Origin of the sequence: Aromatoleum evansii (assembly GCF_012910805.1) — a bacterium.
In the GTDB taxonomy this organism is placed as follows: domain Bacteria; phylum Pseudomonadota; class Gammaproteobacteria; order Burkholderiales; family Rhodocyclaceae; genus Aromatoleum; species Aromatoleum evansii.
In genome coordinates, this window is sequence record NZ_WTVK01000079.1 from 1 (window position 1) to 18,515 (window position 18,515).

At 62.1% G+C, this 18,515-nt stretch carries 16 protein-coding genes and 1 pseudogene; 5 read left to right on the forward strand and 12 right to left on the reverse strand.

What is annotated here, in order from left to right:
* Positions 1–776: ethanolamine ammonia-lyase subunit EutC (eutC, locus tag GO615_RS24835; protein WP_169132548.1), on the forward strand; the 776-nt coding region annotated here is incomplete at its 5' end.
* Between the two features lie 103 nt (positions 777–879).
* Here the strand turns inward: eutC and arfB are convergent.
* From arfB to GO615_RS24895, 12 genes and pseudogenes are all read right to left on the reverse strand, one after another.
* The gene (arfB, locus tag GO615_RS24840; RefSeq protein ID WP_169132549.1) at positions 880–1,284 is read right to left on the reverse strand and encodes an alternative ribosome rescue aminoacyl-tRNA hydrolase ArfB; all 405 of its coding nucleotides are present in this window, start codon (positions 1,282–1,284) and stop codon (positions 880–882) included.
* Positions 1,285–1,302: 18 nt separating this feature from the next.
* A complete protein-coding gene (locus GO615_RS24845; RefSeq protein WP_169132550.1) occupies positions 1,303–2,157 on the reverse strand; it encodes a PA4780 family RIO1-like protein kinase in 855 nt (284 codons plus the stop codon).
* Positions 2,154–2,348, reverse strand: a pseudogene (locus GO615_RS29015) (VF530 family DNA-binding protein); the annotation flags it as partial. The gene GO615_RS24845 and the pseudogene GO615_RS29015, both read right to left, overlap by 4 nt.
* Before the next feature lie 393 nt (positions 2,349–2,741).
* Positions 2,742–3,413: an HD domain-containing protein gene (locus GO615_RS24855; RefSeq protein ID WP_169132552.1), complete on the reverse strand. Its 672-nt coding sequence runs from the start codon at positions 3,411–3,413 to the stop codon at positions 2,742–2,744.
* A 45-nt stretch (positions 3,414–3,458) separates the two neighbouring features.
* A complete protein-coding gene (locus tag GO615_RS24860) occupies positions 3,459–3,683 on the reverse strand; it encodes a PIN domain-containing protein (RefSeq protein ID WP_246262447.1) in 225 nt (74 codons plus the stop codon).
* Between the two features lie 240 nt (positions 3,684–3,923).
* Positions 3,924–4,631, reverse strand: a complete 708-nt coding sequence (locus tag GO615_RS24865; RefSeq protein WP_169132553.1) for a M48 family metallopeptidase — start codon at positions 4,629–4,631, stop codon at positions 3,924–3,926.
* Positions 4,632–7,895: an HsdR family type I site-specific deoxyribonuclease gene (locus tag GO615_RS24870; protein WP_169132554.1), complete on the reverse strand. Its 3,264-nt coding sequence runs from the start codon at positions 7,893–7,895 to the stop codon at positions 4,632–4,634.
* A 9-nt stretch (positions 7,896–7,904) separates the two neighbouring features.
* Entirely contained in the window at positions 7,905–8,975 is a 1,071-nt protein-coding gene (gene darG / locus GO615_RS24875) for a type II toxin-antitoxin system antitoxin DNA ADP-ribosyl glycohydrolase DarG (protein ID WP_169132555.1), read from the reverse strand.
* Positions 8,975–9,625, reverse strand: coding sequence for a type II toxin-antitoxin system toxin DNA ADP-ribosyl transferase DarT (gene darT / locus GO615_RS24880; protein WP_169132556.1), 651 nt, complete (start codon positions 9,623–9,625; stop codon positions 8,975–8,977). The genes darG and darT overlap by 1 nt, the downstream gene beginning before the upstream one ends.
* Complete coding sequence (locus tag GO615_RS24885; protein ID WP_169132557.1) at positions 9,618–10,943, reverse strand: restriction endonuclease subunit S; 1,326 nt, start codon at positions 10,941–10,943, stop codon at positions 9,618–9,620. Before GO615_RS24885 ends, darT begins: the two co-directional genes overlap by 8 nt.
* A complete protein-coding gene (locus GO615_RS24890; RefSeq protein ID WP_169132558.1) occupies positions 10,936–13,710 on the reverse strand; it encodes an N-6 DNA methylase in 2,775 nt (924 codons plus the stop codon). The genes GO615_RS24885 and GO615_RS24890 overlap by 8 nt, the downstream gene beginning before the upstream one ends.
* Before the next feature lie 38 nt (positions 13,711–13,748).
* Positions 13,749–14,072: an HVO_A0114 family putative DNA-binding protein gene (locus GO615_RS24895; RefSeq protein WP_211167347.1), complete on the reverse strand. Its 324-nt coding sequence runs from the start codon at positions 14,070–14,072 to the stop codon at positions 13,749–13,751.
* 163 nt (positions 14,073–14,235) lie between these two features.
* On the opposite strand from GO615_RS24895, the gene GO615_RS24900 reads away from it, so the two are divergent.
* The 4 genes from GO615_RS24900 to GO615_RS24915 all read left to right on the forward strand — a co-directional run.
* Positions 14,236–14,799: a DUF3489 domain-containing protein gene (locus GO615_RS24900; RefSeq protein WP_169132559.1), complete on the forward strand. Its 564-nt coding sequence runs from the start codon at positions 14,236–14,238 to the stop codon at positions 14,797–14,799.
* A gap of 536 nt (positions 14,800–15,335) precedes the next feature.
* Positions 15,336–15,527 (forward strand): helix-turn-helix domain-containing protein, encoded by a 192-nt coding sequence (locus GO615_RS24905; protein WP_169132560.1) that lies wholly within the window; start codon positions 15,336–15,338, stop codon positions 15,525–15,527.
* 77 nt (positions 15,528–15,604) lie between these two features.
* Entirely contained in the window at positions 15,605–15,778 is a 174-nt protein-coding gene (locus GO615_RS24910) for a hypothetical protein (RefSeq protein ID WP_211167348.1), read from the forward strand.
* Positions 15,775–18,515: hypothetical protein (locus GO615_RS24915; RefSeq protein WP_169132562.1), on the forward strand; the 2,741-nt coding region annotated here is incomplete at its 3' end. The genes GO615_RS24910 and GO615_RS24915, both read left to right, overlap by 4 nt.

The window sequence follows — 18,515 nt, forward strand, 5'->3', positions numbered from 1 at the left end:
CCCCCTGGGGAAGGCTCCGCCGCTTCACCCCGGCCCGCATCGCGCTCGGACGTGCCGGCACCAGCATCCCGACCCAGGCCCAACTCGCATTCCAGCTCGCCCACGCCCGCGCGCGCGACGCCGTCCATCACGTCCTCGCAACGGAGGACCTGCGCGCGGGTCTCGTGCAACGCGGACGTGCCGTCGCCACGGTGCGCAGCGCCGCCCCCGATCGCCGCACCTACCTGCAGCGCCCCGATCTCGGGCGGCGCCTCGACGAAGCCTCGCACGCAAGGCTCGCGACACTCGGCGCCGCAGACGACGCGGCCTACGACCTCGCCATCGTGCTCGCGGACGGCCTTTCCGCCTTCGCCATCGAACAGAACGCCCTGCCCTTCCTCGACGCCCTCTTGCCTCGCCTGACCGCCTCCGCCTGGACGCTCGCGCCGCTCGTGATCGCCGAGCAGGCCCGCGTCGCCCTCGGCGACGACATCGCCATGACGCTGCACGCCCGCATGGTCGCCATCCTCATCGGCGAACGGCCCGGCCTCAGTTCCCCCGACAGCATGGGCATCTACCTCACATGGCAGCCCCGCATCGACACGATCGACGCGCAGCGCAACTGCATCTCCAACATCCGGCGCGAAGGACTCGACATCGAGCACGCAGCCGACAAGTTGCACTGGCTGATGGGCGAGGCGCGCAGCAGACAATTGTCCGGCGTATTACTCAAGGACGAAGCGCAGGCGCCGCATGAACGCCTCGCCGCACCCGCGACGAACTTCCTGCTCGAATGATGCCCCCGGCAGGTTCAGCATCGAGAAAGTCTTCCAATGGGAGCTGCGTCACCTGCGTCCGTTTTTCGGGGGCAAGCCCAGAGCCATCGGCCGGCCCCACGCCCTATTCGCCCACCTTCCCCCGTCCCGCTTTCACCGAGGCGCGCCGCGCCTTGCCCTCCAGGCGCCGGGTCACGGAGGCACGCGTCGGTCGCGTGGCGCGGCGGGCCTTGGGCGGTGCCGCCACGCGGTTGATCAGTTCTTCCAGCCGCCGCAGCGCCTCGGCCCGGTTCTTCTCCAGACTGCGGAACTTCTGCGCCTTGATGATCACGACGCCGTCCTTGCTGATGCGCTGGTCGCCGAGCTGCAGCAGCCGCGCACGGATTTCCTCGGGCAGAGACGAGGTGGCGATGTCGAAGCGCAGATGCACCGCGTTCGACACCTTGTTGACGTTCTGCCCGCCCGCACCCTGGGCGCGGATCGCGGTGATCTCGACTTCGTCGGGCGAGACGGTCACGTGGGGGCGCATCGGTGTCCGTCTTCCGCTTCAGGCGTCGGCGAGCGCCGCCCTGACCGCCTGGCGTGCGGCTTCTTCCTTGCGCGCCGCCTCGATGATCTGCATGACTTCGTCGACATCGGCGCGTCCCTCTTCCGTCCTGAAGACCCCGGTGAGCGCGCTCTCGGGCTGCAGCTTGCCGGATTCGTACAGCGACCAGATCTCCTTGCCGTATTCGGTGTCGCACAGCTCGGGGGCGAACTGCCCGAAGTAGGCGGCAAGGTTGTCGACATCGCGCTCGAGCATGGCGCGCGCATTGTTGTTGGCCGCGGCATCGATCGCCTGCGGCAGATCGATGATCACCGGCCCGTCGCGGTCGATGAGCACGTTGTATTCGGACAGGTCGCCATGGACGATGCCGGCACACAGCATGCGCACGACCTGGCGCACGAGATCGGCGTGGAAGCGCAGCGCCTCCGCCTCGCTCAGCACAACGTCGTTGAGCCGCGGCGCCGGTTCCCCGTCCCCATCGGTCACCAGTTCCATCAGCAGCACGCCCTCGTGAAAGTCGTACGGCGTCGGCACGCGCACGCCCGCCGCGGCGAGCAGACGCAGCGCGTCGACCTCGGCATGCTGCCACGCGGCTTCCTGCTCCTGCCGACCGTAGCGCGAGCCCTTGGCCATCGCCCGCGCCTGGCGGCTGTTCTTGACCTTGCGCCCCTCGGTGTAGTCGGCCGCCTTGTGGAAACCGCGCTTGTTGGCCTCCTTGTACACCTTGGCGCAGCGCACCGCATCGCCACACTGCACGACATAGACCATCGCCTCCTTGCCGCTCATGAGCTGACGCATGACCGTGTCGACTAGCCCATCGGCCACCAGCGGTTCGATTCTGCTCGGGGTCTTCATGTGTTGGGTCTGGTCCTGAATGTCTTGCGATCGGGGGCAGTGCGCAGCATATCAAGATACAGCGCTTCCACCTGCGTGCGCACCCACGGCGTGCGACGCAGCAACTTGAGGCTCGAGGCGATGCTGGGTTCGTGCTTGAAGCAGCGGTTGTCGATCCGCCGCCCGAGCGCCGCCCAGCCGAAGCGCGCCACCCACTGAACGGCTAGAGCGGCCGTCCCCCAGGCATCACTCCGGGTTCGGCTAGTGTCCTGAGTTGCAAGTTCGTTGAACGGAGGATGAAAGAATGCAAACGTTTCCGAATTCGTGCGCAATCGCGGTCAGGCAAGGCGCAAACCACAGCCGGGTTGGACACCCGGCGCGGACTCGCTACGCAACATGGCGGTGATTGCGCGCGAATTCAGCAACGGACTTGCAACTCAGGACACTAGCCATCCCGATTTCCTTTGAGTCCGACAGGCTCCCAGGCCGCCACATGCCTTTTCACGCCCAACTCGTGACGCGATGAGGTGCAGGCGCTCTTGCTGGAACACGTCAACCCACTCGATCTGCCGAGCGTACCCGTTTGCCCCAGTCTGCCCCGTCCGTTACACGTGGGCTTCCCACGCCCCATTCCACTCCTCGAGGAAGCGCTCCAAGAACTCTTCCATGAACCGGTGACGCTCCTGCGCAAGAGCATATCCCGTCGCAGTGTTCATCCGGTCCTTGAGAAGCAGGAGCTTCTCGTAAAAGTGATTGAGGCTCGTCCCCTTGGCGGCCTTGTACGCCTCCGCGGTACCGTGCAGGACCGGCGGCACATCCGGGTCGTACATGGAGCGGCCTGCATGTCCACCGTAGGCGAAACAACGGGCAATACCGATGGCACCGAGCGCATCCAGCCGGTCGGCGTCCTGGACACACTTCCCCTCCAGGGTTTTCATCTCGGTACGAACGCCAGCGCCCTTGAAGGAGATGGTCGCCACGATATCGACAACCAGGTCGATGACTTCCTCGGAAGCCCCCTCCTGCCTGAGCAACTGCTCCGCCTGACGCGGTCCGACGGTGTCATCGCCTCCATGGAACTTCCAGTCGGCAATATCGTGGACGAGTGCGGCCAATTCAACCACCTCCTGGTCTGCACCCTCGTTCCTGGCAATACGGCCGGCAAGCTTCCAGACCCGGTTGATGTGGTGCCAATCGTGGCCGGAGCTCTCGCCTGCGAACCTCGCGGCGATATGGGCCGCGACGCGCGACACCAAGGTATTTCTGTCGTTTTCCATGCTGAGGGTGCCTGTGGCCGAGCCGGCCGCTCGTGTGACCGCTGCTCAGGTCGCCGACAGCGGCGAGCTGAAGGGATTGATGTTCCGCACTCCGGTGGACTCGAAATCTTCCGTGTTCCACGTGACGACCGTCAGGTCGTAGATGAGCGCAATGGCGGCAATCTGCTTGTCGATGGGATGCCGGGGACTCGGCGACATGAGCTTTCCCCATACCTGCGCGCAGTCGAGGTCGAAGCCCAGTATCCGGTCCGCGTAGTCGGCAACGACCATGATTGGCGCGCCATTATTCCCCGATCCTATCAGTGCGCTACAACCGGGGGACGGACGAAAAAAAACCAACCGGGCAGAACGGTTGGTTTTCTGGAAATCTTGGTGGTGCTGGGTTGACAACCGAACTACTCGCTCTTGGGGCCAAGGAGCAATTATGCGGGCATCCCCTACTGAGTCCCGGGGGCAGTGGGCGACAACGCATCTTCAACCCGAAGCATTCTTCTCCCAACGGGCGCGATATTACAGGTCCAACTCTGCACCCCGAACCCGCAACCACTCCTTACGCTCACGGTAATCAGGCAGCACTTTGTCCACCTCGTTCCAGAACGCGTCCGAATGATCGCGATGGTGCAGATGGCACAGTTCGTGAACGATGATGTAGTCGATGATCGTCAGAGGCGCCATCAAGCACTTCCAGTGAAAGAGCAGATTGCCATTCTTCGTGCATGAAGCCCATCGATATCCGAGATCCTTGATCTCGACAACACCAGCTTGCACGCCAACTCTGGCGGCGAAGTACGTCACCCGCCTTTTCAGACGCGGCAAACCTTTCTCCCGGTAGAAAACCTCAAAGGCCATGTGGGCCGCTTCCTTCCCGCCCCACTCTACAACCGAGCGCAGCAGACGGAAACGCCCGTCTTTCAGTTTTAGAGCCTCGTCCTGTTCAGGAACAAACTGCAATCGATAGTTGCTGCCCAGGTAGAGGAACGACTCGCCACTGACCCACTCTCGGGTCACCCGGGTGGCGTTCAGATCCCGCCACTCGGCAAGGTTGCGGTAAATCCACATCCGCTTGCTAAGAACTGTCTCGTCTACCTGTTCCGGGGTCATGCGGCGGGGGGGTCTGACGGCAACCACGCCATCGCGTTCAATGACGATATCCGTGGTCTGCCGGTCGGAGCCAGGCAGGAGCTGGTACTCGATGTCGCGAACCTGACGTAGCTGCATCTATGCACCCACCGCCGCAGTTGCTCGGGTCAGTTCGTCATGCCGGTTCTTGGCGAGCCGCATGATCTCGACAGCGACGCGCTCGCGGTTTTGCTTCAGTTCCTCGATGCCGGTCTTGGCAATCTCGGTCTTGAGCAATCCACGCACGCGCTTTTGCTTATCCGGGTTGTGCCAAAAATCGATGCTCGCTATCGTTTCCTGAAGAATTTCCACGGTTCTCTCCATCAATGCCTTGAAAGCGGGTTTGTCCGCATCATTGACGGAACCGTTGGCGAAGCCAACCTGAACAATGTGCTCGAAGAAGGTAGTGGCCTCCCGGCTCATGCCATCCTCGCCTTGCTGGCGCCCTGCGATGGCTTCCTGACGCAGTTCAGCCAATTTTTCAGTCAATAACTCCCACTCTTCGTGGTGCTTTTCGATCAGAGCATCGACCTTTTCCGACAGGCTCTTGTAGAACGCAGGGTCCTCATCATGGTGCACGGTGCAATGCTTGCGAATTGCGTGCTCCATCTCGCTGGCCTTCGCCTCCGCGTTCTTGCCGGCATGCGCGGCCAGCCTCTCCAGAAAGTCCTCAGCCAACAATTCCACTGGCGGCACCTTCGGGTTGATCCCCAGGCTGATCAGATGTTCGTTGATCAGTGCCTTCACCTTTTCGCCAGCACTACCGAGGTCCAGGCTCTCGTCCTTGTAGCGCTCCTTGGTCACCTGCAGGATGTAGCCGAAGCGCTTGGCTGGCACCCGATAGGGCTGTGCCGAAGTGTTGGGCAAGATGATGTCCAGGCTCATCAGGAACTTCTTGAAATAGACTTCGAAGTCCGCACGCTGCTTTTCGTCCCTCAGGGCTTTGACGGCGACATGGACCACCGCGGCGTCCGATTCTAGATCGGGCAGTTCGCCGTTCACGAAGGGCTTGATGCTTTTCACACCCAATGCTGCGAAATGCTGCAACAGACGCTGGTAGCGCTCCTCCAGCACCGGTAGTTCGGACGCGATGTTCTTCATCCCGTCGTTCAACTCCTGCAACTCGTCGCTGGCAGCATAGAGAGTCAGCGCCTCGGTCAGGTGGTTGGCCAAACCTATGTAATCGACGATGTAGCCGCGCTGCTTACCCTTCTTGACCCGATTGGTACGGGCGATCGCCTGAAGCAGCGTATGCTCACGCAGCTTCTTGTCAATGTACATCACCTGCTCGATGGGCGCATCGAAGCCGGTCAGCAGCATGTCGCAGACGATCAGAAAGGCAATGCCAGTGTATTCCTTGTCCGGATCGTCCAGATCGAAGTTGCGGCAGAAGTTCTCCACCGCATTCATCCTTTGTGCCTGCTTGCGGGCGTGTGTGACATACGCCGCCTCGTTGGTGCCATCGCTGGACACCACCACCGCAGTTTTCAGGAAGCGCAGACGCTTGATTAACTCCAGGTCAGGTGAGGCTTTGGCCTCGTCCTTGGCAATGCGCTCTGCCAAGGCTGCCTCGATGCCAGCCTGGTAGCGCACGCAGGCCAACTTTGAGTGACAAACCACCTGTGCCTTGAAGCCGTTGGGCAGAATATTGTCGACGTAGTGTGCGACCAGATCATGCGCTATCGCGTTGATGCGGTTCTCGGCTTCAAGAATGTCGCCGGTGGCGCCGTACTTCTTCTTGATGGCGAGCAGTTCTTCTTCGCTCCGGTCCTTGAACAGATCCTCGAAGGCGGTATCGAAGGCGTGTTTTTCGTTCAGGGCGCTATCGGCCGTCTTCCCTTCGTAGAGGATCTGCAGCGTCGCTCCGTCGTTGACCGCATCCATCAGGCGGTAGGTGTCGATGTATTCGCCGAAGCGCTTGTGCGTCTTCTTCTCGCCGTGGCGTTCGGTGATCAGCGGCGTGCCGGTGAAAGCGATGCGTGCGGCGTTCGGAAACGCTTCGAACAGGTTGTCGCCGAGGTCGGAACTTTGGGTACGGTGCGCCTCGTCGATCATCAGGATGATGCGATCCGAGGTATTGACCACGCCGAAGGTCTTGCCGGCAGGCATCGCAAGATAGGTACCCAGCGCTTCGGCGACGGTGTTGGTCAGCGTCTGCTTATGCTCCTGGAACTTGTGGATCATCACCATGTTGATGTCCGAGCTGTCCGTGGCCAATTGCTGACGCAGACCCGCACGGCTCTCAATCACATTCACCCGGCCACCGATTAGGGTGGCGGTATCGCCCAGTTGCTCTTCCAGGTCTTGCCGGTCGTTCACCAGCACGACCTTGTAATCGTTGAGGTCGCGGCAGGTGCGCAGCATGCGCGCCAAAAAAACCATCGTCAGCGATTTGCCCGAACCCTGGGTGTGCCACACCACGCCACTGCGCTCGGCGGCCGTCTTGCCCATGCGCAGACGCTCTACGATCCTGCCGGCGGCACGAAACTGCTGGTAACGGCACACAACCTTGATTCGCGGGCCGCCATCGGTATCCATAAACACCGAAGAGGTGCGCAGAATCTGCAGGAGGTTGGGTTTGTTCAGGAGCCCGGCGACAAGCTGCTGCTGGGCGTTCATCCCATCACGCTTGGTGTCGTCCTGCGGGTTGAGGGTCTTCCACGCGTAGTAGTGTTCCTCGCCCGAAGTGATGGTGCCGTAATTGGCCTCGATGCCAGAGCTGCGGATCAGCATCAGGTTGCTGTGGAACAGGCGCGGCTCGCCTTCTTTCAGGCCCGCGTGCTCGGTTTCCTTGCGTCGGCGCATGTAGCGCTGCAGTTGGACAAAGGCTTCCTGCATGGGGTTGGCGCAGGTTTCCGAGCCCTTCTTGCATTCCACCACCACCAGCGGGATACCGTTCACGAACAAAACGATGTCCGGGATGATGAAGGCCTTCACACAGCCCGGCGTGTCGACGCGGAACTGATTGATGGCGTGGAACCGGTTGTTCCCCGGGTGGTGAAAATCGATCAACCGCACCACAGGATCGGACTCGCCGGTGAGCTCGTTCTCATCTACCTGAGCCTTGAACAGCAGGGACTGAACCGCCTCATTGGCCTCGAGCAGCGAGCGATTGGGCTGGCGCAGCAACTGCCCCCGCAACTCCTCGAGCTGACGATCGGTCAGCCATTCGCGGCCGTCGTCGGTGCGGTTGATGGCACGAACCGCCTGGTCGAATATCCCGGGCAGCAGCCACTGACGGAAGTTGCTGCGCAGGCTGGGGGCGGCGTCTTGCGGCACCGCCGCCCCCTGGTCGATGACCGTCCAGCCCTGCTCCGCGAGCTGCTGCAGGAAAGGGCGCTCAACCTCCGTGTATTCGCTCACACCGGTTCCTCACGCAAACGCCGGGGCGTGCTGCGTCAGGCGCTCCAGGGCGATGCCCAGCGCCTTATCATCGAACAGCCGGTCCTTCCGGGCTGCCGCATCGGGGCCGCCGCGCCAGTGGCGCAAACCTTCGCGCAAGGCTGGCACGGTAGGCGCCACCCCCTCACGCGTAACCAGCCAATCCACCGTGGCCAGCAGTTCCATGCCGAAGGGGGATTCAAAACCATCGATCAAGGCGGCTGTGGCCTCCAGCGCGTGCGTGTAGTCCCTGGCCTCACTCTTCAGATAGGCCTGCACAAAGGCTTTGCGCTCATCGTCGAACCAGATCACATCCAGCGGGTCGGCATCGCTGATGCGCTTCTCGCAGTGAAGGTAGCTGCCGTCGAGTCCTTCAAGCAAATGGCGCAGTCGATCGGCGTACGGGCCATACTTATTGGGCGCAAAACGAAGGTCGAGCGGACGCAAGCCTGCCTTCTCGATCGCCCGTTCGAGGAACCATGCCAGCTTCTGGATCTCCAGCAGGCTGCATTCCATGCCCAGCACCCAGTAACGGCGTACCAGCTCCGCAATCAATGCCCGCGCCGGTGTCAGCTTTTCCACTCCGGTGCGTTTGGCAACATTCTGGTATTGCTTGGTGGGCTCGAACACAAGAACTTCAGTTTCCAGATCAGCCAGTACGGCTTCGATCTGCTGGCGCACATCGGACCACTCCAGCCCGCCATTGCCCGCCCCCAAGGGAGGAATGGCAACGGACTTCACCTTGTTCTCGACCAGAAAGCGACGCAGATCCTGCAGTCCCTCGACGATCCACTCCATCCGAGAGGGCGCCCGCCAGTGCTGTTTGGTAGGGAAGTTGACGATCCAGCGCGGGCCGTCGAGCTCGCTGACCTCGGTGACGAATACCCTGCCCGTCTGCACCTGCTTGGCCTTGCAGGCGGCGGCATACAGGCGGAAGTTCTCTGCGAAGCGCTCCTTGAACATCAACGCGATGCCCTTGCCCATCACCCCGACCGTGTTGACCGTATTGACCAGCGCCTCCGCGCGGGCCTCCAGCAAATTGCCTTGTGTAAATGTAATCATCAGAAATACCACCCTGTGCGGGCATAAACCGGCAGGTTCAGCTTGCGGGACTGAATCTCCTGTTCGATGCCTTGTTTCAATACCTCTGTGTAGCACACGATGCCGAGCAATCCAGCCACCGGCAAGTGTCGATGGATCAGCGCTTCGGCCTGATAGCGCTCGAACTTGGCGGGGTCGTCCGGGTCCCGCTTGAAATCCCGCCGCTGCAACAGTGGCCAGTCGATCTTTTCCAGATCCGTGAGGTCGGAGTAGAAATTGGCCCACTGGTAGTAGGCATGGCTGTCGGTGAAGAGGTAGCGCAAACCCAGCCCATGGATGTGCCTGATACTTGAGACCAGAATCACGATCTCCTCGTTCGGTCGCTTCCGAATCCCACCCCAACCCGTGTGAATGTTACGCAGCATCGGTGAGAAGGGCGTGAAATAGAACGGCACATAGTCGTTCAGGAACCCGCCCGGCGGGAGAGGGACGGGGTGGGTTGCGCGCTTGTCGATCAACTCCGCATTGCCGATACTCACCCAGGCCGGAGTTTTCGCGCCGCTATTCCCGCAATGCAGACCGTTGTCCAGAATCCACGGCACATTGTCGCGGTGGATGATGCGCCAAATCAGCGCCTTTTCCGGGTTGAGGTTGGGGTAGTGGTTAGCCATCCACTAACTCCGGTTCATCCACCTTGACCGAAACCTTCCCGGTGAGCAGGTCTTGCATCAGGCCGAGCCTTTGTGACCGAAGCTTGGTCGATTCCGCTTTCATTGCATCAATTCTCAGATTCGCCCTACTTATTCGCGCAACGAGCTCCTGCTGTTCAGACCGGCTCGGCAATGCGATAGGGTACGCGTTAAGCTGAGTCGAGTTGATAGACGCCAAATTCGTTGACTGCTTGGAACTCAGCAAGAAGTATTTTTTCCCAAACGTCGACTCCGAATAGAACGCCAAGTAGTTTGGCAGTAAGACACTTGCGTCAGTACGAACTCTGAAAACATGATTCTGATGAACACAATCGTCAATTTCGCCGGTCCATACTGCACCACGACCAAGCTTGTCGAAGTCGCCACCTTCGTTCATCAGAACATCACCAGGAAGCAAACGCAGATATTCCAAAGTCTTGCGCGAGATCCGAACGGTCTTGATTTCTGAAAGATCGAGATAACCGTCTTGTACATTGGCAACGCGAAGATAAGGGGCTTCGATCGTGTCCGACGGCGACTCTTTCGAGCCGAGCGTTACACCCGAGACGATCTTCGCCATCGTCCCGAGTTTCGCAACCGCCCACTCCCTCGGTATCCACCCAATCGCCGTTTCCTGATACAACTCCGGCGCCTGCTCGCGCGGCGGGCGCATTTGGCCGTTAGGCAGCACGCCGCGGGTGAACAGGTCGTGCATCAGGCCGGCCTTGATCTGCTGATATTTGGCGATCAGGACTTCAGTTTTTTCGATAGCAGTGTCAATGCTGGAGAGGACAGAGACAACCTTCTTCTGTTCGTGCTTTGACGTCGGATAACGGACCGCAATCCTCTTTATCCCCTGCATATCAAGCATAAGAACCGTTGTTCCACGCGCATATTTTTTCATTGCGCGACGGTACTCATCTGAGCACAACAAATAATACAGGTACTCGACGCTGAGCTTGGTGGAAACGCTTAATTTAGTAACGTGATGGGAAAAAAGTACGCCGCTTTTGCCGAGCGCATTCGGCAGCATGGCGGGTGCGCCAATAATGTCGCCATCCCGCGTTACATCAGTATTCGCGATCAGCAGATCATTTTCCCTTGTGATGTCTGCTGCTGTATAGAAGCCCGCGTAATACTTTAATCCTTCGATGTTATAGCCGCCATTCTTCAAAAAGGATTTCATGTTTACGTAAGGCAAACCGTCTTCAGAATTGCCGCGGAGAGCAGACTCAGAATATGTTATTCCGCGCCTTGCCGAAGCAAGATCGCCAAGCAATTCGGTATGCACTTCACTCATACCTCAACTCCACCAAGAACGCTTGCAATGCCTGCGCCGCCTCATCACGCTCGGTTTCGATCTGCTTGGCCGTCACCGCGTACTTGGCCCAAAGGTTCTCGATGGCGGCGATGCAGGCGCGCTGGTCGGCACGCAGGTATTGGCGATAACTGTCGAACAGCACCTTGCCCAGGCGTTCGACGATGACTTGCCGGGCCTCGTCCGTGCTGATCTTCTGGCGGGCCTGCTCGACCAGTTCGTCCTTCTTGGCCTCGGTGGATTTGATGGCGGCTTTCAGCGTCTTGGCCTCGTCCTCCAGTGCCTTGTGCGCGACGAGCCTAGCTTCCAGACGGTCGGCGGTGGCCTTGGCCAGCCGGCCTTCGGACATTGCCTGTTCGATCACAGCGACGATGGTTGAGGTGTGGCCCACCGAAGCGGCGAGATCCAGCACACGCAGGCCGTTGGCGAACTGTGCTTCCCTCGCAGTAAACCCATCGGTGCAGTGGTGGCCCTTGTCGGTGCCCCTGGGCAGTTTGCCGGCAGCCTTGATCTCGACAAACAGGTCGGCCACCGCGCCCTTGAGCGTCTTGAGCTGCGCCTTCCACTCTGCGTTGGCGTCTTTCAGTTCGTCTTTGAGGGTTTTGACCTCGTCAGCAGGCAGCACACCGGTTTCGTCGGTGTCCTCGAAATCCTCCTCACTGGCGGCGGCGAACAAGGCTTGCAGTTCGGCCAGCCGGGCGTGCTGGGTTTCCAGTTCGGCCAGCACCTGAGGGAACTGGCTCTGCAGGATTTCGTCATCGGGGATCAGTTCCGGTCCCCAGCCGCTGGCCGCAATGGACTTGAAGTCGGACGCGAGCAACTTGTAGTAGTTGGCGAAGGCCCCCCGTACCTGATAGCGGTTCAGCAGGTTCTGGCTCGCGAAGGTCCGCTCGATGCTGTCGAGCAGGGTGGCGCGCATTTGATAGACGTTGTTGGCGCGCCCCTGCTGGTTCTCGGCATCCGGGGCCAACGCCTCGATGATGGGCAAGTGCTGCCGCCACCAGGACTCCAGCGCCTCCATGAACTGGGCGTGGCGCTCGAGCACGCCTGGGTGCCGGTTCACCAGTTCAGCGATGGCGCGCTTGTCCCGCAGCGCCGGGGTGAAGTCTGCATAGTGGGTGCCGTGCTCGGCGGCGGCACGTTGCACGAAACAACTCTCGCGCAGGCCGGCATAGTTCTGCCAGAAGTGCTTCAGCGTGTCGATCTCGGCCACTGGTACGCCCCCGTGCAGATGGGCGCGCACGTCGTGCGGCTCGGGCGGCGGGGCGTTGTCCACGTAGCGGCGGATGTTGCAGTTGTACTCTTCAGCCTTGATGTCGGCAATCGGCACGCGCTTGGCGTAGCCGTCGATGTTCTGCCCGGCGCGGTAGGCGTGCACGATCTTGTCGATGTCTTCGGGGCGCAGATGGTTTTGTGCCTTGCCTTCGCGATACTCGCGGTCGGCGTTGATGAACAGAACGTGGTTGCGCTCCTGATGACCGGCCTTGTTCAGCACCAGAATGCAGGCGGGAATGCCGGTGCCATAGAACAGGTTGGACGGCAGGCCGATGACGGCTTCCAGATAGCCCTTGTCGATGAAGTACTGGCGCGCTTCGCGCTCTTCGCCACCGCGGAAAAGCACGCCGTGCGGCATCACGGTGGCCATCCGGCCGTCGTTCTTGAGCACTGCCAGCATGTGCTGCACGAACATCAGGTCGGCCTTCTTGCCTTTCTCAGGCATCCACACATGGAAGCGACCGGGGAAGGCGATGGGCTCCTTCTTTTTGGTGCCGCTGCCGTCGTCCTTGGATTTTGTCTTGGCGTAGTTCTGGCTGAACGGGGGATTGGCCAGCACCCGGTCGAAACGCATGAGTTCGTTCGTTTCATCGTCACGATGCCGCGGATCCGCCAGGGTATCGGCATTGCGGATGTCGGCATGCGAAATGCCGTGCAGGAGCATGTTCATCTTGCAGATGGACCAGGTGGTGCCCATCTTTTCCTGGCCGAAGAGCGGCAGGTTTTCCGGATTGCCTCCGTTCTCGCGCACGTAATCCCGCGCCTGGATCAACATGCCGCCCGACCCGACCGTAGGGTCATACACACTCATGTTTTCCTTGGGATCACAGATCTCGACGCACACGCGCACCACCTCGGCAGGCGTGTAGAACTCACCGGCCTTCTTGCCCGCCGAATCGGCAAAGTGCTTGATCAGCCACTCATAAGCCGCACCGAGAAGATCGGGGAACTCAAAATCGCCATCGTGCAGCGGGATCTTTTCGAAGTTCTGGATGAAATCCACCAGAGTGTCGTCATCCAGCGTGTGTTGGCCGATCTTGCGGTTGAAGTTGATGGTGTCCTTCAACACGTCTTCCAGCGCATCGGCATTGGCTTCTTCCAACGCGGCCAACGCCTTGTTCAACATCGAGCCGACGTTTTCCTTGACGTGCTTGAGGGCTGGCTGCGGGTTGCCGGCATCGTCCACCCAAGGTTCGTTCCAACGCGCACGCGGCGGCACGTAGAAGTATTTGCCAGAGTATTGGTCAGGGTCTTCGAGGTTAAGGGCGATGTCCTCGTCCGACAGGCCGGCCGCCTTGCCTTCGCGCCTGATCTCCTCGCGCCGTTGATCGAACAGATCGCTCGCGCGCTTCAGGAACAACATGCCAAAGATGTATTCCTTGTACTCGCTGGCATCCATGTTGCCGCGCAGGTCGTCGCAGGCGGTGAGCAGCAGGCTCTCGAGGCGGGCAAGGGTGAGTTTGGCGGCAGGCATCGCGTAGTCGGTTCCTCGGTTCTTGTTCGCGGCGTGGCTCAATCGAGCACTACCAGGAATTCAGTTGCCAGTACAGTAGGACGAGTCTGCCGGGCGTGCCTAGTCAACACCACCAACCCATAGCTCTCCATCGTCCTCAGCGTGCGTGAGAGGTTTGGCACCTGACGGCCCGACAACGCAGCCAATTCGGTCATGGTCTTGGGCTTGGCCTGTCGGATCAGGCGCAGCAACGCGCGGTTGTCCTCCGACAGCACGGCAGCCATCGTGGCCATCGAAGGGAACCAGACCGTGGGCACCTGCTTGCCGTTGCCGGGCGGCTCGGTGGCATCAGGGCGACGGATTCCAACAAGGCAGCGCTTCATCGTAGACAGGCCCGGACAGCTTGGTCACGAAATAATTATTTTATCAGTGTGACACAACTATAGTCATGCATTGAATGGGTGGCTGTACGCGTAATGATTAGCTTGGCTTCCTGATTGACCAGCGCGTTCATGGGGGCGTCACCAACCACCCCAGGAGCCTACGATGAACGCCAAGCTCACCGACACCCAGACCGTCATCCTCGAGGCCGCAGCCGACCGCCCGGACGGGAACATTCAACCCCTGCCGCCCATGCTGCGCGGCGGCGCCCGCGCCAGGGTGATCGCCGGCCTGCTCACCCGTGAACTGATCACCACATTCCAAGACGGCGACCACGTCGAGTACTACCTCGCCGACGCGGGCTACGCTGCCGTTGGACGGAAGCGCGAAGTGCCCCCTCCCCTCGCCCCGGACGCCGAACTCGAGGCCGCGGTTACCGCCGCCGAGGCCACGTGGCAGCGCGACGCCGTCACGAATCGTGACGTCGCCGATGGGGTCCAGAATTTGGACCCCATCCCGCGTGCCGCCCGTCCGGGTACCAAGCTGGGCGAAATCATCGACGCGCTGAACCGCCCCGGCGGCGCGACCATCGCCGAGATGATGGACCGCACCGGCTGGCAAGCCCACACCGTGCGCGGCACGCTCTCCGGCACCCTGCGCAAGAAGCTCGGGCTGACTATCGTCTCCGAGAAAGACGCCGACGGCGGGCGCACGTACCGAATCGTCTGACCGGCGCCGGGGGTCCGCGCTGCAGTGCAGACCACTCACCAAGGGGTGTGAATTCAATTCCGCCCCTTTCTCCCCTTCCCCGATCGTCCGCCGGCACACCGCGCAACATGGCGTCACCTCGTCACGCCACGACTTCCCTGACCGCACCCGTCATCGGCGGGTTTTCCACGCTCGCGGCCGCCAACTGCAAACCCCTGCAAACCTCAGTTTGCACCCTGCCGGTAGCGAAGCGCTGCGCTCGTCCCCCCCGTATCGCTTTCTCGCCCGGAAGGACCCGTCGCGATCGGCATAGCGCTCTTTTTGCCCTCCCGACCGTAGCGATCAACCGTCACGACCGTCACCGCAACGGGCAGCCGTCGACAATTTACCGTAATGACGAGTAGCTGCGCGTAAGACTGCGACATTGCGTTGTTTTACATACTTTTTTCCCCTTTCAAAAGTCCTCACAATGTCACTCCATGAGCATCACAGACCGTCTTTCGAGCCCCATCGAGGGCTCGCTCGGCGGGTGATGAAACCGGCCCAGGAGGACATCGATGCATCTCACCCCGCAACAGCTCGCGGCGCGTTGGCAGATCAGCGAGAAGACCCTCGAGCGCTGGCGCCGCCGGGGTATCGGACCGGGCTTCCTGCGTGCCGTCGGCCGCGTGCTGTATCCGCTCGAACAAATCGAAGCGTGCGAAGCCCAGGGCCTCGCCGCCCCGACACGCCGGGAAGCCCGTCTGTGAGCCGCGCCGCCTCCCCTACACGTTCTCGCACACGGCATTTCAAGCGCGAAGTGCAACGCGCCCTGGCCACCGGCGGGATGCCGCAGTTCCTGGATGCGCTCTTTGGCGCCGGGGCCTGGTCCTTCGACCCCACCGAGAAACTGTGGATCGTGCCCGACCGCACCCATCGCGGCCCCGGGCGCGAGTACTACTGCATCGGCATGACCGGCGACTGGTTCAAGGCGCGGCTCGCCGATGAGGAGTGCGCATGATCGCCGCGAGCGCGCAGCCGATCCGCTTCACCGTCTTTCACGCGCAGCGACCGCGTCGGCTGTCGAAGGCCTTTCGCCTCGCGGCCGACGGCACGCTCGCGCGCGAATCCGGCGGCGTGCTGGTGAGCGGGCAGGCGCAGCAGATGGCGGTGAAGAATCTCTCCGAATTCTCCGAAATCCTGACGTCACTGACGCCCGCCCACGCCGCGGCCTTCGGCATCGCCCGATTCGCGGCCGTTCGCATCGTTCCCAAGCGCGAGGTCAATCACCCGAATCTCGTCAATAACCCTTCCGAGCTACCGATCGTCTCCCGCACCCGCGAGCACTTTGCCTGGCCTGCCGGCCCGGGGCTGATGATGCTCGATTACGATCCGGCCCCCGGATGTGAAGCGCTGTCCCCGCAGGCGTGGCGCGACATCCTGTATGGCGTGTGGCCGCAGCTGCAACACGCCCCGCATCTGTGGCGCCCTTCGGCCTCGTCCTGCCTCGAGAACACCGAGACGGGCGAAGTCCTGCGCGCGATCACCGGTCAGCGCCTCTACATCGTCGTCGCCGACGCGAACGACGTCCCGCGCGTCGGCCAAACACTGGTCGATCGGCTGTGGCTTGCCGGTCACGGTCGCTTCGACGTGTCGCGCTCGGGCGCCTTGCTCGAACGCACCGTCGTCGATGCCGCCGTATGGCAACCCGAGCGGCTGGACTTCTGCGGCGGTGCGCAGTGCGAACCACCCCTGGCGCAGCGCCAGAGCGCAGCGGTGATCTTGAACGGCGACACACAGCCGATCGATACGGCCGCCACCCTTCCCGACCTCAGCGCTGCTGAGCGTGCCGAACTCGCGGCGCTAAAGCGCGCCCTTCAACAGGAGCCCGACCTTCAGAATGAAGTGAGTCTTGCCCACGCCGGCTGGGTCGAGGAGCGTCTGACGAGTTGGCAGAGTCGCCATCCGGAAGCCGATGCCGAGATCGGTCGCAAGCTCCTCCTGCGCGCGGTGCGCGACAAGCGCCTGATGGGCGACTTCGAGCTGGTGCTCGATGACGGCGAGCGCGTGAGTGTCGGTGCGATGCTCGACGCACCGGAGCGCTACCACAACCGCCGCTGCGCCGATCCGCTGGAGCCCGATTATCAGCGTGATGCGCGGATCGCGTGGATCAACCTGCGCAATGCCGGCCGCCCCTATATCTATAGCCACGCGCACGGCGGCACGCGCTACTCGCTGCACCGGCCGGCACGCACGCTACGTCTGATCGGCGGCGAGTTGCACCGGCTGGTGCGCAGCGTGCTCGATCTGATGCGGCTCGACGGCGCCGTGTTCGACCGCGGCGGCGAGCTCGTGCAGGTGAGCCCGCGCGGGACGGTCTACCCGGTCACCGCCGAGTGGCTGACCGTGCATCTGAGCGCGCTGATCAACTTCGAGCGCCTGAGCCAGCGAAACCACAACTGGTACGCAGTCGACTGCCCGCTCGATCTGGCCAAGCGCGTGCTGGCGATGCGCGGCAGCTACGGGCTACCCAAGCTGCGGGCGGTGCTGACCGCGCCGGTACTGACCCTCGACGTCCGGGTGCTCGATCGCGACGGTCACGATCCACAAACCGGGCTGCTGCTGATCCTGAACGAGCCCGAGCAGGCCGCGATCCCCTTGCACCCGGGCGTCGAGCAACTGTGCGCGGCCATCGACGCGCTCTGGTATCCGTTCAAGGACTTTCCCTTCGTCGGGCCGATCGATCGCGGCGTGATGCTGGCGGCCCTGCTTACCGCAACGCTGCGTGCGGTGTTGCCGACCGCGCCCGGCTTTCTCTTTACCGCGCCGAGCGCCGGCAGCGGCAAGTCGCTGCTGGCGACCTGCCTGTCGATTCTGGCCGGCGCCGATCCGGCGTCCCTGATGCCCCCTACCCTGGAGGAAGAAGAACTGCGCAAACGGCTGCTGGCCGCGCTGCGCGAAGGCAAACCGGCTCTCGTCTTCGACAACATCGCCGGCCAACTCGATAGCGCCGCGCTGTGCGCCTACCTGACCGCGCGCGAATACGGCGACCGCGTGCTGGGCGCGTCGGTGACGATCTCGGTACCGGCAACGGGGTTGTTTCTGGCGACCGGCAACAACGTCGCGCTGGTCGGGGATCTGAACCGGCGCCTGCTCACCTGTCGCATCGATCCACACAGCGACAAGCCGTATCGTCGCGCCTTTGCCCTCGATCCGGAACGCTACGTGCGCGACCACCGCCAGGCACTCGTGCGTCACGCGCTGGTGCTGGTGCGCGGCTATCTCAGCACCGGCACTCCGGTCACGCCCGATCGCACCGCGAGCTTCGAGGACTGGTCGGATCTGGTTCGCCAGACGGTGCTGTGGGTCGGCCGGCAGGGACTCCTCGATGTCGCCGATCCGTGCGACGCCATTGACACCTCCTACGAGGAAGACCCGGAGACACGCAAGCTCGGCGGCCTGCTGAGCTGCTGGCACGCGATCTTCGGCGACAAACCGAAGTCGGTGGCCGAAGCGATCACGCTCGCCACCGACCCGGTGGTCAGCGGACGGGTCTCATCGGACAGCGACCGGGGGCGGCTGCAGGACGTGCTGATGGAGATCGCCGGCGAACACGGGCGGATCAACTCGCGACGCCTGGGTCGCTGGATCGAACGCATGGCCGGGCGGATCTGCGAGGGGCTTCGCATCGAGCGCGGCGGACGCGCGAACGGCGTCTCGAAGTGGCGGGTGAAGCCGGCCGAAGGGGGGTTTGGGGG

Bases quoted from the DNA above. Each gene is read 5' to 3' on its own strand.
- GO615_RS24845 (WP_169132550.1), bottom strand. From the start codon at position 2,157: ATGAAGACCCCGAGCAGAATCGAACCGCTGGTGGCCGATGGGCTAGTC.
- GO615_RS24890 (WP_169132558.1), bottom strand. From the start codon at position 13,710: ATGCCTGCCGCCAAACTCACCCTTGCCCGCCTCGAGAGCCTGCTGCTC.
- GO615_RS24855 (WP_169132552.1), bottom strand. From the start codon at position 3,413: ATGGAAAACGACAGAAATACCTTGGTGTCGCGCGTCGCGGCCCATATC.
- arfB (WP_169132549.1), bottom strand. From the start codon at position 1,284: ATGCGCCCCCACGTGACCGTCTCGCCCGACGAAGTCGAGATCACCGCG.
- GO615_RS24885 (WP_169132557.1), bottom strand. From the start codon at position 10,943: ATGAGTGAAGTGCATACCGAATTGCTTGGCGATCTTGCTTCGGCAAGG.
- GO615_RS24860 (WP_246262447.1), bottom strand. From the start codon at position 3,683: ATGGTCGTTGCCGACTACGCGGACCGGATACTGGGCTTCGACCTCGAC.
- GO615_RS24905 (WP_169132560.1), top strand. From the start codon at position 15,336: ATGCATCTCACCCCGCAACAGCTCGCGGCGCGTTGGCAGATCAGCGAG.
- darG (WP_169132555.1), bottom strand. From the start codon at position 8,975: ATGATTACATTTACACAAGGCAATTTGCTGGAGGCCCGCGCGGAGGCG.
- GO615_RS24865 (WP_169132553.1), bottom strand. From the start codon at position 4,631: ATGCAGCTACGTCAGGTTCGCGACATCGAGTACCAGCTCCTGCCTGGC.
- darT (WP_169132556.1), bottom strand. From the start codon at position 9,625: ATGGCTAACCACTACCCCAACCTCAACCCGGAAAAGGCGCTGATTTGG.
- GO615_RS24900 (WP_169132559.1), top strand. From the start codon at position 14,236: ATGAACGCCAAGCTCACCGACACCCAGACCGTCATCCTCGAGGCCGCA.
- GO615_RS24895 (WP_211167347.1), bottom strand. From the start codon at position 14,072: ATGAAGCGCTGCCTTGTTGGAATCCGTCGCCCTGATGCCACCGAGCCG.
- GO615_RS24910 (WP_211167348.1), top strand. From the start codon at position 15,605: ATGCCGCAGTTCCTGGATGCGCTCTTTGGCGCCGGGGCCTGGTCCTTC.